This is a genomic window from Brasilonema bromeliae SPC951 (assembly GCF_012912135.1).
In the GTDB taxonomy this organism is placed as follows: Bacteria; Cyanobacteriota; Cyanobacteriia; order Cyanobacteriales; family Nostocaceae; genus Brasilonema; species Brasilonema bromeliae.
Map to the genome: position 1 here is coordinate 1 of NZ_QMEB01000040.1, position 16,755 is coordinate 16,755.

The window sequence follows — 16,755 nt, forward strand, 5'->3', positions numbered from 1 at the left end:
CAGCTTAAGCTTTGTGAGTTTTCTTACAAAGACCCCTACTTTTCAAACATCCTCTTAGGTATTCCCCAATCTTAGGAACGTGATGGTGTAGAGCGCCATCACGTTTAGCGCCCTAATAGAGGATTAATACAGTTGATTTTTTTATATGTAATTTTGACATCTTTTTATCTAAATTGCTATGTATTGAAGTAAGGCGACAAAGACTGAAAACTTTATATAGTAAGAGTTACAAGACGGAAAAATAACACATGAGACAGAATTATCGAGTTATAAGTAAGATTTTTCTACCATCTCAAGGGCTATAGGATAGTTAACTAGAGCCATATGGAAAGCAAATCCTAAATTGCTCCTAGTGTTTTGCTGAGTAAACTTGGCAGGGTAAAGGAGAAAGATGTCTTATCCTTTACCCTTTCCCCAACCCATACCCAAGTTTTGGTTTGGCAGACTACTAACCTATGGCGTCAAGAACATCCAATGATGAAGGAAAAACAAATCATGATTGACTTCAGCCTCACTCTTGAACAGCGGATGTTGCAGTCGAAAGCGCTTGACTTTGCCCAAACAGAGATGAAACCTATTGTTCAAATCATTGAGGAATCCGATAATCCAAAAATTGAACCTTGGGATTTCTGTCAAAGTGTGTTCCACAAAGGAACTGAACTAGGATTTACGTCATTATTAATCCCAAAAGAGTACGGTGGTTTGGGTGGAAAGTGCGTAGATCTCGTTTTGGTTCTGGAAGAACTAGGTGCAGTTGATGTCAGTATTGCGTCTAGTTACTTCAATCTGACTGCTGCAATGTCGCTTTTCGTGACTAGGGCTGGAACAAGTGAACAGCAAAAGCGAATATTGTCGCATGTTCGTTCCGGGGAACCTCACTTGTATAGTGCTGCAGAGAGTGAGCCAAACGTCGCCACCTCAGATTTGTTCTGTCCAATACCAGATCCTAACATCGGACTTAAGACTTTTGCACAACGCGATGGTGATGGATACATCCTGAACGGGAAAAAGTCATCGTTAGTCACAAATGCTGGTATCGCGGATGCATATTTCATCATTGCACGCACTGCTCTCGATAAGCCTTTGGGCGAGAGTATGTCTATATTCTATGTTCCAGCAAATACCCCTGGTCTGAAATTTGGTAAGAGAACCGAGATGATTGGCTGGAAACCTTCTCATCATGCAGAAATTCATCTTGATAACGTACGAGTACCTGCAGAAAATCTTCTTGGGAAAGAGGGGGAGGCGGCAAAACTTCTCATGTTGCTTCCTGAGGTGGCTATTGGACTTGCGGCTTCCTACGTCGGTTTGGCTCGCGCTGCATATGAGTATGCGCTAAATTATGCTAAAAAGCGAGTCAGCTGGGGGCGTCCAATTATCCAGCATCAGTCAGTCGCTTTGAAACTTGCTGATATGATGATAAACACGCAGGCTGCGCGATTAACGGTATGGGAGGCAGCAAATACTGCAGACACTAACCCCCAACTCGCTGCAATGGTGAAGGCACCAGCAGCTAAGACTTTTGCTGTGGATGTGGCAATTAAAAACGCGCAAACAGCAGTTGAGATTCTTGGTGGCTATGGAGTGACTAAGCAGGCTCAAACAGGTAAGTTTCTTGCCGACGCCTCTATTGGATATTCATGTGACTTCACAAGGGAAGTTTTGCGTCTTGGACTTGTTAACTGTTTGTAGCTTGGTACACACCGGTAGCAGTTATAACTCTGGCGGCGGTTGCGACAGTGGAGGCTTTAATGGCGGTGGCGGCGTTTGTGATGGTAGCGGCTTTTGAGATGAGCCTTTCAAATTCCGAGAACGCACACGCACACTTCCCGCTTGACAATCTCGCAACCAAGCAGTAATCCCTTGGGCAATAACACCATTACTACTATCTCGTGGTGGTGTCGGTGGCTGATTCTTGGGAGACAAACCAATTTGGGAAAACATCATCACGAAACGCCAATCACTTTTTGTTTTTGTGAGAAACAGCCAGTGGAATTGCTGCAATTGAAATGCTTTGCCAGCAGTATACTGTCGCTCTAAAGTCGTAAAAAAGACTTGCTCTACTCCAACTGAAGCAGTTTTGACTGAATCTGCCGTGTATCCACTAGGGTTAAGAGGTAGCGGTGTAAACTCAGGTCTTCCCGCCACTACCATATAACTGTAAACGTCAGTTGCCCTTCTTAAGCGACGGGCGCGTTGACTTGCTCTGTTAGCATAATTTGGTAAATCTTGCAATAGTTGAGTCGTTAGTGCTTCTAGATTTTGGTTTGAGCAAAAAAACCTCTCCCCACCAACGACTCTCCTCTCGGCTTTTGGAGAGGCGCTAGGGTGATGGTTCTGTGCTTTTGCGGCGTCATTTAGAGAATTTGAGAATAACAGCCAGAAGCTACAACAAAGAAGCCACAAGCTTTTTTTCTTTTTTACGACTCCTGACTTCATGTCACCGCCACTAATTCCTCACAAATCCTCTTCCAGGCTAACTCTGGATCAGCAGCTGCGGTGATCGGACGCCCAATGACGAGGTAATTTGCTCCTGCAGCAAAAGCTTGTGCAGGAGTGAGCGATCGCGCCTGATCTCCTTTTTGGGCCCAAGTTGGACGTACCCCCGGACAAACCAGCAAAAAATCATCTCCACAACTTTGTCGCAGTTGCGCTACCTCAACAGGAGAGCAAACAGCCCCATCTAAACCCATCTCTTGAGCCATTAGAGCCATTTCCAAAGCATATTCTGGTAATTCTAGAGGTATTTTCAACTCAAACGCCAACTGTCTGGAAGAAAGACTCGTCAACAGCGTAATCGCAATTAACTTTGGCGGTTTCACACCTGCATCTGCTGCTCCTGCTTGTACCGCTTCAGTTGCTGCCCTCAGTGCTTCATTACCAGATGTCGCATGAATTGTCAATAAATCAACGCCATAACGAGCAGCCGCACGACAAGCGCCAGCAACAGTGTTGGGGATATCGTGAAACTTCAAATCTAAGAAAATACGTTTCTGCCGAGATTTTAGCACCTCCAGAATTTTTGGTCCTGTGCTTGTAAATAACTCCAAGCCCACCTTGAAGAAAGTGACTGACGTAAGGCGTTCGACAAGGGCGATCGCCGCTTGTTCATCCGCTACATCCAGAGGTACGATTATTTGCTCTTGGGCGTTCATCAGCTTTTCTCCTCTACGGTATCAGTCGGACAAACTTGTTCTTTCCCAGCTGCAAAACACGTCCTTGCAATTGGGCTGAATCAGTGAAAGTCGTTTCAATATCAGTGATGCGATCGCCATCTAAGCGCACCCCACCTTCTTGAATTTTCCGTTTACCTTCCCCGCTACTTTTGCACAAGCCACTCACATTCAGAATGTATGCCAGCTTTGCAGGAAAGTGGACATCAGCTAGGGAAAACTCTGGTACGTCACCCGCCTCAATATCCTTGATAGCTTGTTCGCCATGATATTGCTTGACGATTTCTTGTGCGAGTAGTTTTTGGCGATCGCGTGGATTTTCCGGTAGCTTATCCAATGGAAAATCCGTAAGTAGTGTAAAATAATCATTCAGGAGATGGTCGGGAACTTGTTGCAGCTTTTGATACTTCTGAGTTTGGTGTTCTAACAAACCAACATAATTACCTAAAGACTTGGACATTTTTTGTACACCATCCAAGCCAATCAAAATTGGCAGCAGGACTCCGTACTGTGGTTTTTGTCCAAAATGGCGCTGTAAATCTCGCCCGACAGCAAGATTAAATTTTTGGTCTGTCCCTCCTAACTCCACATCTGCCTTAATAGCGACAGAATCATAGCCCTGCATCAGCGGGTACAGGAACTCATGAAGGAAAATAGGATTCTCTTTCTTATAGCGCTCAGCAAAACCCTCCTTAGCGAGCATCTGCCCAACTGTCATTGTCGAGAGTAACTCCAAAATTTCGCCCAGGTTCAACTTCGAGAGCCATTCTGAGTTGTAACGTATCTCCAACCTTCCTGGTGTATCAAAGTCTAAAATAGGTCGCACCTGCTCAAGGTAAGTCTGGGCGTTTCGCGCCACATCTTCTTCCGTAAGTTGGCGACGTACCTCAGATTTTCCAGTCGGATCACCAATGCGAGCAGTAAAATCGCCAATAATCAGTACTGCCGTATGACCAGCATCTTGAAACGCTCGTAGCTTTCGTACTGGTATACTGTGACCGAGATGAATATCGCTACCCGTTGGATCAATACCCAATTTCACCCTTAGAGGTCGCTCAGTTGTTGCTAAACGCTTTTCTAAACTTTCAACGTGAGTATCAGAATCAGTCGGTTGTGGGAAAATTTCAACAATACCACGACGCAGCCAAGAAAAATCCTGCGTCATACTACTAGGAGATTGACTGTTAACTATGCTTTGCACTATCAAAGTAGGATTGGTTATGGTCACTGACAATTTGTATGACTTTCGTTTGCCAAACTAATATCATTGCAAAAAATTAACCGCCTTGCTTGATCCAAGACATTACACTATATATTTACTAGTGAGGAAGTAAAACCACCGTGTCGTCAAGGACTTTTGAAGATAAGCAGCCACAACCTCGAGCGTCTGGCTCAGGTTTTGAGTTTCTTAAAGGAGTCGGCCAGGTAGCTGGCGGTACTCTACTTTCCGCCACGATGCTGACAAGTTCTATTGTAGCGGGAGGACTCGTTGGCTTAGCGGTGAGTTTCCGCAACTTGCCAGATGTGAGACAGTTACGCAGCTTTTTGCCATCAGAAACGACTTATATCTATGACATCAAAGGTAAACTGTTAACGAGTATTCACGGAGAAGCCAACCGTGAAGTGATGCCATTAGATAGGATTTCTCCAGATCTCAAACGAGCAGTATTAGCGAGTGAAGACAGCGACTTCTACTATCACCACGGAATTAATCCCAAAGGCGTTGGACGTGCAGTAGTCACCAACTGGTCAGCAGGCGGCGTGCGAGAGGGCGGTTCAACCATCTCCATGCAGTTGGTGAAAAACTTATTCTTGTCTCACAAGCGTGCTTTTACCCGTAAAATAGCCGAGGCAGTACTGGCAATTCGCTTGGAGCAAATTCTTACCAAAGACCAAATTTTAGAAATGTACCTCAACCAAGTTTATTGGGGTCATAACAACTATGGTGTACAAACAGCAGCACGCAGTTACTTTAACAAATCGGCAGAATATTTAAACTTGGCTGAGTCGGCGATGATGGCTGGTTTAATCCAAGCGCCGGAAGACTATAGCCCCTTCATTCACATGAATAAGGCAAAAGAGCAGCAGAAAATAGTTTTAGGTCGAATGAAGGAATTGAATTGGATCACGCAGGAAGAGTACGATAACGCCCTGAAACAACCAATCAAACTCGGTAAAATTAGATCTTTCCAAGGAAGCGCCTTGCCTTACGTGACAAACGCTGTAGCCCACGAAATCGCCAAAAAGTTTGGTCGTGAGGCGCTGCTCAAGGGTGGAATGCGAATTCAAACCACAGTTGATACCAACTTCCAAAACATGGCGGAGGACACTGTCAAAAACTGGCATGATATTTTGAGGGGGCAAGGGTTATCTAGAAACCAAATTGCTCTGGTTGCCATTGATCCCCGTACACATTTTGTCAAAGCTCTAGTAGGTGGCGTAGATTCTAAAACCAGTGAGTTTAACCGTGCAACTCAAGCTTTACGGCAACCTGGCTCTGCTTTTAAGCCGTTTGTTTATTACACTGCCTTTGCAACTGGTAAGTACGGTCCAGATACTACGGTCTACGATACTCCTGTGGGTTATCGAGATGGTGACGGATGGTACTATCCACGCAACTACGATGGTGGGTATGGCGGAGCTATGTCAATCCGCACTGCGTTGATGCAATCTCGTAATGTTCCCGTCATAAAGGTTGGTAAAGCTGTGGGAATGAATAAGGTTGTCGAAACTTGCCGCACCTTGGGCATTCTGAGTCCGATGGAACCTGTAACTTCTCTGCCATTGGGTGCTATTGGTGTTACGCCGTTGGAAATGGCAGGCGCTTATGCTACCTTTGCCAACTATGGCTGGCAATCTCCAACGACAATTATTGCCCGTGTGACGGATAGTAGTGGCAACGTCTTACTTGACAACACCCCTAAACCTGTACAAGTTCTCGATCCGTGGGCATCAGCAGCAATTGTTGATACAATGCGCTCTGTTATTAATGGAGGTACTGGTAAAAATGCTGCAATAGATCGCCCAGCAGCAGGTAAGACAGGAACAACGTCCTCTGAGAAGGATATTTGGTTTGTCGGAACCGTACCTCAGTTAACAACTGCTGTTTGGGTCGGTCGGGACGACAACAGAACTTTGGCGAGTGGTGCGACGGGTGGGACTATGGTTGCTCCAATTTGGCGCAATTTTATGATGAAGGCGCTTAAGGATGTACCTGTTGAGAAATTCAAGTCACCTTACCAGTTTCCTCGACCCAAATCAAATTAAAGTTAAGAAAGTTAAGAAAGTTAAAACTGAAGAGTTTGGTGTCAAATCCAAACTCCTCATTTTTGCTCTCATGATTGTTGTTCCAGTTCGTTTTTCATCCGCTGTAGGGTGAGGTCCATTTGGTCAAACATTTGTTGCGGAGTTACACCAAACTGACTTAACTGTGTCTTAAGCTGCTCTATGGTCATTTGTGCCATGAAATCTTCTGATAGCTCAAAACGCTTCATAAAGACCCGATAGCGATCCATCATGGCTTCCATCTGCTCAATAAACAGCTTTTTGCCCTCGCGATCAAATTTGCCATAGTTACCGCCAAGCTTGATAAGTGCTTGATAATCTTCAAACAGTTGCTTGGCTTCTTGCTGAATTATGTCAGAATCAAAAAATCCCATTTTGGTTACACCCCACTGAGTGATCAGACTCAGTAGCTATCTTAATTGATGCCTCTTGTTTATTCTAGTTTAGGGACATAATCTAGAAAATAAACCTCGGTTTGAGTACGGTTTTTTACCGCAATTTCAACACTTGACTCACGCGACGCTTGAATTGAGAATTTGAAGTTCAAAATTCAAAAAACAGCGAGACACACAGTGCGACTTCCTTGGTATGCTTTTTGTTTCCCCAACTTCAGGTATTTGCTGTTATAGCATTTCACGCTTGGGTCTGATACAAATGCAGAGCACACGGACCACCCGAGCAGGCTTTGGGGTAGTTCATAAGATAGGATTCAGTTACGATAACAGCAATGCTGAATTTATTATGGTGCTTTCATTATGTTTAATCAACGAAAAAGCCGGAGCATTGCCGCAATTTTAGCTTTGTCTGGTACAGTGACAATTTCTGGATTACATAAGTTTTATTTAGGACAGCCACTATGGGGTGTGCTTTATCTGTTGCTTTCTTGGACACCCATTCCTAAGGTAGCGAGTGCTATTGAAGGAGTTTGGTTTTTAGCGCAAGACGAAGAAGCTTTTGATCGTCATTTTAATTTAGGTAAATCAGCCATCAAAAACTCACAGTTCGCCAGCAATCAAGTCAGTACGGTTGCTCAAGGCTTGCGAGAGTTAGAAAGTTTACGTCAAGATGGATTGATTTCTGAGTATGAATTTGAGCAAAAGCGCCGCCAGTTGCTAGATCATATTTCCTAAACCAAGCAACACTATGAAAAATTGGCTACCTTTAAACTCTAAGTTACAAAAACTACGCTATAAGTTACTGAACGACCCATATTATCGACTACAATCAGCAGAAGAAATTGCGATCGCCGCGCAACTGGGTATCCACATTGATGCCAATCAAGCAACTGTTGATGATTGGTTACGGCTACCAGGGTTATCGATTCACCAAGCGCGATCGCTTGTACAACTTTCTCGCGCTGGTGTCAAATTTTACTGTATTGAAGATATTGCCGCAGCCTTAAGTTTACCAGTACAAAGGCTAGAGCCACTCAAGCCAATTCTGAATTTCAGTTATTACGATGATGAATCTTTAGTTCTTGATAGCCATAAAATCAACCCTAACACGGCAACAGTTGAGACTCTAGCAAAAGTGCCGTTTATTGATTTATCCCTGGCGCAAGCAGTGGTTGAAAATCGCAGTTCCGCGGGGACTTACCTGAACTTAGCTGATTTTCAGCGGAGGTTAAATATTTCGGGTGAAACTATTTCCCAGCTTATGTACTACCTACAATTTTAATCTGAAAGTGCATGTGAGGCAGCGCGCGCTGCAGTCCAAGTTTTTCGGTGCGGCCAGTCGCCTAGCCGCGCTATGGCAACAGCCATAGGGCTACGTCTGTAGAATTAGATTACCCCAATCCTATCAAAAGGCCAAAAGCGGAACACTGCCCGACCAATAATATTTTCTTTGGGTAAAAACCCCCAGTAGCGGGAATCGTTACTATCGTTGCGGTTATCTCCCATAACAAAGAATTCGCCAGGAGGAACTTGCCGCTCTTGCATGGGTAAAATTGGTGGCTCAGCTATATAATCTTCTTGTATTGGTTGCCCATCAATGTAAACTTTTCCACCAGCAACACTGATTTTCTTTCCAGGAGTCCCAATAATACGCTTAATGAAAGCTTGGTCTTTGGGATATCCTCGATGTTGTAGTTCTTCTGGTGGCTGAAAAACAACGATATCGCCAAACTGTGGAGGATGAAACAAAGAGGAAATTTTTTCCACAACCAGGCGATCGCCTTTATGCAAGGTTGGTAACATCGAGTCTGAGGGAATGTAGCGGGGTTCAGCAACAAAAGTCCTAATCAAGAGTGCTAAGCATAAGGCGATCGCAATCAAGATAAGATTTTCCCGTAAAGTTCGCCAACCTCGCGACGATGCAGGGGATTCTTTCGCTTCACTTTTCTGATGAGTCATAGAAAGCTGATTAATAAGTTAGACGAATTCTAGATTATTTTGATCCTAAAAGGACATTTGTTATGGCTTAGGAAGAAACTTCCAGATTGTAATGCTGACAGAGGGTTTTGAGTTTTTCTTTGACGAGCGATCGCACCGAATCAGGCGACACCACTACACAATCTTCCCCATACCGCAGTACTTCTCGAATTAACCAGAAGGGATTCGACACGCGCCGCACGATTTGGCGCACATCTTCAATGACTTCATTATCAATGTCGTCTGGTTTTGATTCATAGGCTTTTACCATTCCACGATATAAGTGTAAGTGTACTTTCAAGGAATCTAAGCCCTCATGCCGCCATTGTCCGTTTATTGGCACAACACCTTTGATTCTATCTAGACGCAAACAGCGATTATGTATGAGTTCTGGGAAGCCCGGATTTTTGATATCGTCAGTCTCATCGCACCAGATGTTTAAGTAAAATCGCTTCTCTTCAAAGGAGATTTCAGCAAAACGTACTGTAAATGATAAGTCCTCTCCTTGAGGATTTCCGTAGAGTAGGTGAAACGGTTGTTGGTTTCCTCGGAGTTGATCGACAAGAATGCGCCATGCTTCACTGGGTTGGCTGACTTGTTGTAGCAGTGATTGACGCATAGGAGGTTCAAGTTTTCCTCGCTCTAAGACAAGACTAGAGATGATTTGAGCTTGTTCAACGCAACCAGAATCCTTTAGCAAGCCGATGGCTTGTTGAAGTGCTGCTACTTGTGTTGGGTTAAGTGCAAAGGGTTCGCCTACTTCAAATTCTTGTTGGGCGATCGCCACCAACAACCCTGAAACACTGGGAGATTTTCCCCAGAATATACCCAGGCGACGAGCGATTTCTTCTAGATGCTCTTTGGTTCCTGATGGAATTGACAGTGTAATTGTCTCTTTGTTCCGCTTCATTGACAATTTGTATTTATAAAATTGACATTCACTGGTTTATAAGGTTATTGTAGCTGTATTGAAGGTGCAACAAAAAGGATATGCCTGCAAACTACACAGTAACTCTCAAGCCTGTTTACTCTCGGACAGTGCCAACACCAGAAAGCGTGAAACTACCTGATGGCTTGTCGCTTTCTTGGCATCAAGTCGAAACCTTAAAAGCGTTGCAAGATCCAAATATTGATGTTGTCTTCAATACGGCAATGACAGGAGATGGTAAGAGTTTGGCTGCTTTTCTCTCTGCAATGACAAATCGTACGTATACTTTAGCAATGTACCCTACAAATGAACTGGCGAGAGATCAGGAAAAACAGGTGCAAGGGTACAAAGAGAAATTTCAGCCAAAGTACGAGCCGCAAATTCATCGCCTAACTGCGGCGATTTTGGAGAAATACGTAGCTACGGGTAAATTACCTTCCAAACTAGAAGGTATGGAGAATTTTTCGACTTTATATGAAATTTTGCTGACAAACCCCGACCTTTTTCACTACATTCATAACTTCTACTATCTGAGAGGGAAGATAGACAACCTTGATAGATTATTTCGCCGCATAGATGAAAAATATAAGCTATTTATTTACGACGAATTTCATATTTTTTCATCTCCACAGGTTGCAAGTGTTATTAATACGATACTTCTGATGAAACATACTGCTAATCATCAAAAAAAATTTTTATTTCTCTCCGCTACTCCTAATAAATTATTAGAAGATTGTCTCAGGAATGCTGGAATAGAGCCAAAAATAATTAACCCAGCTGCTGTTGGTGCTTATAAATTTGAGTCAGAAGCTAATAACGAAGACTGGAGACAGATTAGTCAACCTATTCAATTGAGTTTTCCTCAAGGACTAGAAGCGAATTTACGTTCTAGTTACGCTTGGTTAGAAGAAAACGCAGAAAAAGTCATTTTAAAGTTTTTTCAAGAGTATCCAAACAGCAAAGGAGCAATCATTCTTAACTCGATTGCAGCAGTGAAAAAGCTATTACCTAAATTCAAAGATATTTTTGAACCGCGATGGCAAGTACGAGAGAACACAGGTTTAACGGGAGAGACGGAAAAATCTAAGTCAGTTGCAGAAGCAGATTTACTTCTTGGTACATCTACTATTGATGTTGGTGTAGACTTTAAAATTAATTTCTTAGTTTTTGAAGCAGCTGATGCCGGAAATTTTATTCAACGCTTTGGCAGACTAGGTAGACATCCAGATTTTGAAACCTATCAAGCTTATGCACTCATAGCTAGCTTTTTGGTTGGAAGGTTATTTGAGGATAAATCCCATCCTTTAGAAGATGGAGAAACTTATGACAGGATAACTTTTACAAACGCCATTCGTGACTCTTGGGTATTTAAAAACCAATTTGAACAGTATCCAAAACGTTGGGGTGGTATTCAATCAGCTTATATTTACTGCAAACTGCAAAGCAACCCCCACATGAAAGAGAAATATCCAGGGTTGGCTCAAAAGTTTGGTACCGATATTCAAAAAGCTTTAGGAATTAGTATCAAGCAAATGAATGCACAGTTTTATCGCTGTCAGAGTGAAGGAAAAACGAAAATCATTGATGAAGCGAGAAGTTTTCGTGGAAGTAGCCAATTAGATTGTGCAATTTATGATTTAACGAACCCTGATGAACCAGAACCAGAACGGTTCAAAATGTATAATCTTCCTGGCATTCTCAACAACTTTCTTTTCGAGTTGTGGGATGAGACAAGCTTTCGGAAAAAAGCTGAGGATGCTGGAGTCATAACCAAACAATTTGAAAAAGCTTTGTGTTATTTGAAATTAAGAGATTACCGAGAAGTGCGGGAAGATTGGCACTTCTATTACCCAGGAAATATTAGAGAACTGGCGAAAACAACAAAGGTGCAGGTTCTCAAGGATTTAGAGATTTGCCAACCCCACGGCTATGGTATCCAGCAAATCAGTGATGTTGTGGAAAGGCGGAAATTTGTGTGCTTTATTTCTGATCGCGATACGCCTTTAGGCGTCTGCCCTTCGGGCAATCGCAACTATTTACGCGCGACTCTCGGACTACCTATGCACTTTCAAGCTTACCCTCTTACCGACGAGCCAGAGGACAGAAGTCCCCGCTACACCATTACTTTTGGACAGGATGCATTGTTGCTGGAAACTTTAATTTGGCATTGGAAGCCAAAGGAGGATGAAGGATGGATATGTTGAAAAACTTGTGGAGAAAGGGCTTTTGCCCGAAATCAGAAGGCTACAGTGTTTCAATCCCTAATGGGTGTCTTTTGAGTATTTATACTCGTGCAGTACTGCACTGCGTTCCTTTCTCCTTATATATATAGTACACGTTATTGTCCTCGGCAATATTCCTGTGGCTACAACAACTTTTTAATCATTAGGGCTACAGTAACTGTTGATTTTTTGATGAGTGAATGGCAAGATAGTATAAACATACACCTCAGGTAGGATTATTATGCACATTCATCTCAACGATGACGATATCTCTCGGATGCCAGAACAGTTACGCAGCTTGTTTTTAGATTGGCTTCCCGAATGCCTGAAGACCAAAAATTCGCGATATGAACTAGTAGCATTTCGTCAGAAGAGCCAACCTCAGGTATCTCTTAAGCAGTTAGATATCTTTGAAAGTCAGACTATGGAGGAGAAGGCGGAGCACTCACACGTAAGACTGACTCAGCTATTTGACGCAGGTATTACCAAGGCTGGGATGCCTGTGCGAGTCAAGCTAAAGCGGGAAGAGGCAAAAAAACGAAGTCGCGACTATATAAATAATCTGGAAATTTCTGTGAAAGGAACTATTGTCTACAACGGCGAAGAATTTGAGAAGCCAAGTCCATTAGCTGCAAAAGTAAACGGAGGTGCAGCTAATGGCTGGGAGTATATCGAAGTTAAGAAAGACAACCAGTGGATTTGTTTAGATACATTACGCAAAATCTGGAGAAATAACAATGACTAGAGATAACCTGCTTTCCCGAATTTCTATCAACCCGAATATTTGTTCTGGTACACCTTGCATTCGTGGACACCGTATTTGGGTTTCCTTAATTCTTGATCTTTTAGCTGCTGGAGAAACTATAGAGACAATTATAGAAGAGTATCCAGGAATAGAAAAAGAAGACATTCTTGCATGCATTGCCTATGGTGCTGAAATGGTAAGGGATTATGTTGTCGAGATTCCTATAGGGACTCACAAGGAAGCAAAAAAGTGAATATCAAATTGGATGAAAATCTTGGTAACCTGCGAGTGGCTACATGGTTACGTTTAGCAGGACATGATGTTGCAACAGTCAGAGAACAAGGACTGACTTCAACACCTGATGAGGCATTAATTGATATTTGCTGTGCTGAAGGTAGGGTATTAGTCACTTCAGATAGAGGGTTTGGAAATCGCCTGAAATATAATCCCTCAAACTATACAGGAATTGTAGTAATTCGTTTATCTTCACGCTCTAACTTTAATGATTGGCGTGAAGCAATAGAGACATTAATCACTGGATTGGAAGCCGCAGATGTGACAGGAAAGTTGTGGATTATTAGAAACGGAAATATTCAAGAGTATCAACCAATTGAACCAGAGGATAAAGATTGATGACAGAATTTGATGATGATCTTCCCCAAGAAGTTCCAGATTTTGATGTTGGAGAAGATGAGGATGAAGAATCGCCTGTAAAACGAGAACTGCTGACAATTCGCTTATTTAAAGAAGCGGTGAAAAAAGCGAAAGGGAATGAGGGCGATCGCATCTTAGAAAGCTTTGCAGACAATATCTTACCTAACCTCATTCAACAACTAGCGGGAGCAACTGCTAAGGGTGGTAGGTTTTTTGAAACAACTGTGGAAATGATTAATGCTAAAAGAGCAGCAGAAGGTAAAAAACCAGTTCGTAGAGATAATGCAGGTGATCAATCTATAATTGCACACTTACTGAATGGTTTATTTCCAACCTATCGCATCTTAAAGAAACTACAAGAACACAAAGAAACAAACCCAGTTAAGCGGACTTGTGAAGAACTGCAAATTTGTATATTTATCGTTTCTTATCTGCTGCATGATTATGAAAAATTCCCTGACTATCAAGCTTGGTTAATTGCCAATGACGAGGAAGGGAAATTTCAAAATCGGGACTGGGAAGAAGACACACCGAACAAGAAAGATGCTCCCAATTTTGGACGTGGCTACATTACCAAGAAGATTTTAGATTTTGGTTTACATCATTTACTTGGTGAAGAATGGCAAGACTATATTGATGACATCATTGAGATTAGTAATAATTCCGGTATCAAACACGATGCAGATTTAGGTCTCGTCACCAGAGGATTAAAAACCTTAGATGACGACAGGCTAGACGGCAGAATTAGACAGGTTTTAATTGACCTAGTTTCACTTTCGGATTTATTTGCTTCAGTTATAAAACATCCAATAGATGTAGAAAATGGTCGCTTACCAACCTTAGTTGGCAGATTAAGTAACCATCAGTTAAAGCTTACCTATCACTCACTTTCGGAAAATCGTGGTGTTCTCACCAATATCCTCAACAATGCTTTAATTGAAGCACATTCTGAAGAGTTTTATACACCATTGCTCTATCTGTCTGATGGAGTAGTTTACTTAGCTCATGCTGATGCACCTGCAATTACAACTGACAACATTCCAGAGAGAGTTTTTGGAAAAATTAAAAGTCTTTGTGCAGAAAAACTTAAGGAAAGACAAACAGGCTTTAATCGTGACGGGAAGGGTTTGAAGTTTGCTGATTACTATTGGCTTTTCTTTGATGTCGTTGGCTTAATGGAAGTTAGTATTGATGCAGCTTCTAGGTTACTTCCTGACACAAAAAGCTCTTCTGCACTTAAGCGAGGTGAAAGCTTACAAACATATCAAGCACAAGGAGAACTACCAAGTAATCTCAATTTACAATTTGCCAATGAAATTCGTATTGACCGCTTGGCAGAATTTGGCGATATTATTTGTCGTGGTATTTGGGGTGGTTGGTGTGAAAAAGTCAATGAATGGCAAAAACAACAGCCAAAAGCTAAGAGAAAAAATCTTCCTGATTTAGACTTAACCCAAAAGCTTGCTGAATACTTGGGATTATCAGAGGAAATCCCAGCTATCAGACATATTCAAGCACTGAAAAAAACAGGTGGTGTTCCTTTAGATTGGTATTATTTAGCAGCAAAATACTTTCAACAACATCCAGGTAAAGATTTTACTCAAATTCTGGAAGTTATGAAAGGGATGGTGAATTACGCTGCTAGCTTTATTCAACCAATCTTAAAAGAATTTCCAGACATCCCGGATGGATGGAATGATTTAAAAACCTATGTCAGCAGAGTGATTTCACTACCAACAGGAGCAGTTTCAGCGCCAGAAACCGCACCCTTTTTAGTAGAATTACAACGCTACAATGCTGCCAAAATAATTGGGAGAGGACGGGAAAATGTTTGTGCTATGTCTAGTTCCTCTTACAGCGTGACTGAACAGATGGAATCAGCAACGTTATTTGCTCCTCAAGTCTACAGTAATCGTCAGATTTTGTTTAATGCTCAAGCTGCTAAACGGCAAATTTGCTCAATATCGTCGATTGAAATCATGTTGAGACAAATTTTGATGAATCAAACGAATGCTGTCGGTGCAGATTTTGAAAGTCGAAAATATCGCTATCTTTACCTTTACCCTACTTACTTCTTCACCCCGGAAACCAATAAATTTTTGCAGAAAGCTTACAACCAATTTTCACGGACTCGTTTTGATGCTCCCTTGCGAAAGCATTTCATCACAGAAAATCAAGTTGCTAAGTTCAGAATTCAAGACTACCAGCAAGTTGATTCCCTACTCATTAAAGACAATCTCCAACTAGACGATAGCGAAGCGCTGCTGCTTTCAGCAGATCGCACTTTCAAAATTAGCTTTCCAGAAAAGGAAACCCTAACTTTCTTCTTTATCGGTTTACCACCAGGAAGAGAACCCACAGATACAGAATCTTGGGTGACGCCAGCTTGGTTAGCATTCGCTTTACCACTGATTTTAGATGTCAAAGTCGTTGCATCAGAGTCGCCTGTTCCACCTTTTCTCAGTGGTGCTGATTTTGAACAAACAGTGTTCTTGGATGGCGAACATCAAGCAATTCGTTCTTTAATTCAGCAAGATAACTATCGCCTAGATAGCATCCTTCCCCGTGCGTCAGGAAAGCGTGAATTTTCACCATTAAATGCACTTACTGCTGCTTACTCTATCCACCTAGAAGTCAACCGCAAAAAAGATGGCGATCCAGATTGGGGTAAATTAGCAGACTTAGCGCGGGATTTAGCAACCAGTCCTCTCTATGTTTTTCACTATCTCAATAAATGGCTACGGAAACAAAAGAATCTTTCCTCTGTACCCATCGCCAAAGTTCGGCTGTATTTAGACTTGTACTACTACTTTGAACCGGAGGGTAAAAGTGTGAATCGACTGCGTGAACTCACTTCACTATATCGCCGTTTTTATCGTGCTAAAAGTTTCTACGCCAAAGCCAATGCGATTCTCAAACCAATTGATGAAGCTGCTGATGTGATTTTGAAAGTTGATAAGGCTTTAGCTGCTGACACTGAATCTTTAATAGATGTCGTCGCAGCACGTTTATCCAAATTAATGAATAACGTGCGGCGGAAAGCAGCAGAAGGAAAACCCACCCTGACTTTAGTTGATGGGAAGTGGAAACCTGCTTTAACTCCAGAAGAAGAACGTCAAGCAGTCTCTGACTTCGCCAAGTATTTTGTGGAGACGATTTTTGAGGGAAGTTTTAAAGGCGATCGCGCACGTTTAGCAGGTACACAACTTAACCTCATTCGAGATACCTGTGAATACCTATATCGTTTAGCAGACGACGAAGAACGTCGCAACTTATCTCAAGAACAACCAGAAGAAATACCTGATTTAGAAGCAGATGAAACAGCTTATGCTTGTTCAACACTCTAGATACGAGCAATCCTAAATCATTTGTAAAA

15 protein-coding genes are annotated in these 16,755 nt (G+C 42.3%); 9 read left to right on the plus strand and 6 right to left on the minus strand.

Annotated features, from left to right (window positions below):
- Positions 1 to 357 precede the first annotated feature (357 nt).
- The gene (locus DP116_RS07515) at positions 358 to 1,692 is read left to right on the plus strand and encodes an acyl-CoA dehydrogenase family protein (protein ID WP_246275529.1); all 1,335 of its coding nucleotides are present in this window, start codon (positions 358 to 360) and stop codon (positions 1,690 to 1,692) included.
- A gap of 21 nt (positions 1,693 to 1,713) precedes the next feature.
- Here DP116_RS07515 and DP116_RS07520 read toward each other — a convergent pair whose 3' ends face one another.
- The 3 genes from DP116_RS07520 to tyrS are packed head-to-tail and all read right to left on the minus strand — an operon-like array spanning position 1,714 to position 4,338.
- Complete coding sequence (locus tag DP116_RS07520; RefSeq protein ID WP_169154590.1) at positions 1,714 to 2,439, minus strand: hypothetical protein; 726 nt, start codon at positions 2,437 to 2,439, stop codon at positions 1,714 to 1,716.
- Positions 2,436 to 3,155 (minus strand): orotidine-5'-phosphate decarboxylase, encoded by a 720-nt coding sequence (gene pyrF, locus DP116_RS07525; protein WP_169154591.1) that lies wholly within the window; start codon positions 3,153 to 3,155, stop codon positions 2,436 to 2,438. The genes DP116_RS07520 and pyrF overlap by 4 nt, the downstream gene beginning before the upstream one ends.
- Before the next feature lie 13 nt (positions 3,156 to 3,168).
- Entirely contained in the window at positions 3,169 to 4,338 is a 1,170-nt protein-coding gene (tyrS, locus tag DP116_RS07530; RefSeq protein ID WP_169154616.1) for a tyrosine--tRNA ligase, read from the minus strand.
- 176 nt (positions 4,339 to 4,514) lie between these two features.
- Here tyrS and DP116_RS07535 point away from each other — a divergent pair, with 176 nt between their 5' ends.
- Complete coding sequence (locus DP116_RS07535) at positions 4,515 to 6,440, plus strand: PBP1A family penicillin-binding protein (protein WP_169154592.1); 1,926 nt, start codon at positions 4,515 to 4,517, stop codon at positions 6,438 to 6,440.
- A gap of 68 nt (positions 6,441 to 6,508) precedes the next feature.
- Here DP116_RS07535 and DP116_RS07540 read toward each other — a convergent pair whose 3' ends face one another.
- Positions 6,509 to 6,832: a DUF1825 family protein gene (locus DP116_RS07540; RefSeq protein WP_169154593.1), complete on the minus strand. Its 324-nt coding sequence runs from the start codon at positions 6,830 to 6,832 to the stop codon at positions 6,509 to 6,511.
- 381 nt (positions 6,833 to 7,213) lie between these two features.
- Here DP116_RS07540 and DP116_RS07545 point away from each other — a divergent pair, with 381 nt between their 5' ends.
- Together DP116_RS07545 and DP116_RS07550 are read left to right on the plus strand one after the other, a co-directional pair.
- Positions 7,214 to 7,588: an NINE protein gene (locus DP116_RS07545; protein WP_169154594.1), complete on the plus strand. Its 375-nt coding sequence runs from the start codon at positions 7,214 to 7,216 to the stop codon at positions 7,586 to 7,588.
- 13 nt (positions 7,589 to 7,601) lie between these two features.
- A complete protein-coding gene (locus DP116_RS07550; RefSeq protein WP_169154595.1) occupies positions 7,602 to 8,135 on the plus strand; it encodes a ComEA family DNA-binding protein in 534 nt (177 codons plus the stop codon).
- A gap of 104 nt (positions 8,136 to 8,239) precedes the next feature.
- Here the strand turns inward: DP116_RS07550 and lepB are convergent, their stop codons facing one another.
- Together lepB and DP116_RS07560 are read right to left on the minus strand one after the other, a co-directional pair.
- Positions 8,240 to 8,812, minus strand: coding sequence for a signal peptidase I (gene lepB, locus DP116_RS07555; protein ID WP_169154596.1), 573 nt, complete (start codon positions 8,810 to 8,812; stop codon positions 8,240 to 8,242).
- A gap of 67 nt (positions 8,813 to 8,879) precedes the next feature.
- Positions 8,880 to 9,740: a helix-turn-helix transcriptional regulator gene (locus tag DP116_RS07560; RefSeq protein WP_169154597.1), complete on the minus strand. Its 861-nt coding sequence runs from the start codon at positions 9,738 to 9,740 to the stop codon at positions 8,880 to 8,882.
- A gap of 80 nt (positions 9,741 to 9,820) precedes the next feature.
- On the opposite strand from DP116_RS07560, the gene cas3 reads away from it, so the two are divergent.
- The 5 genes from cas3 (at position 9,821) to cas10d (ending at position 16,726) form a co-directional block, all read left to right on the plus strand.
- The gene (gene cas3 / locus DP116_RS07565) at positions 9,821 to 11,962 is read left to right on the plus strand and encodes a type I-D CRISPR-associated helicase Cas3' (RefSeq protein WP_169154598.1); all 2,142 of its coding nucleotides are present in this window, start codon (positions 9,821 to 9,823) and stop codon (positions 11,960 to 11,962) included.
- 259 nt (positions 11,963 to 12,221) lie between these two features.
- Positions 12,222 to 12,725 (plus strand): hypothetical protein, encoded by a 504-nt coding sequence (locus tag DP116_RS07570; protein ID WP_169154599.1) that lies wholly within the window; start codon positions 12,222 to 12,224, stop codon positions 12,723 to 12,725.
- Positions 12,718 to 12,978: a DUF433 domain-containing protein gene (locus tag DP116_RS07575; RefSeq protein ID WP_169154600.1), complete on the plus strand. Its 261-nt coding sequence runs from the start codon at positions 12,718 to 12,720 to the stop codon at positions 12,976 to 12,978. Before DP116_RS07570 ends, DP116_RS07575 begins: the two co-directional genes overlap by 8 nt.
- A complete protein-coding gene (locus DP116_RS07580; RefSeq protein ID WP_169154601.1) occupies positions 12,975 to 13,358 on the plus strand; it encodes a DUF5615 family PIN-like protein in 384 nt (127 codons plus the stop codon). Before DP116_RS07575 ends, DP116_RS07580 begins: the two co-directional genes overlap by 4 nt.
- Positions 13,358 to 16,726, plus strand: coding sequence for a type I-D CRISPR-associated protein Cas10d/Csc3 (cas10d, locus tag DP116_RS07585; RefSeq protein WP_169154602.1), 3,369 nt, complete (start codon positions 13,358 to 13,360; stop codon positions 16,724 to 16,726). Before DP116_RS07580 ends, cas10d begins: the two co-directional genes overlap by 1 nt.
- Positions 16,727 to 16,755: the final 29 nt, after the last annotated feature.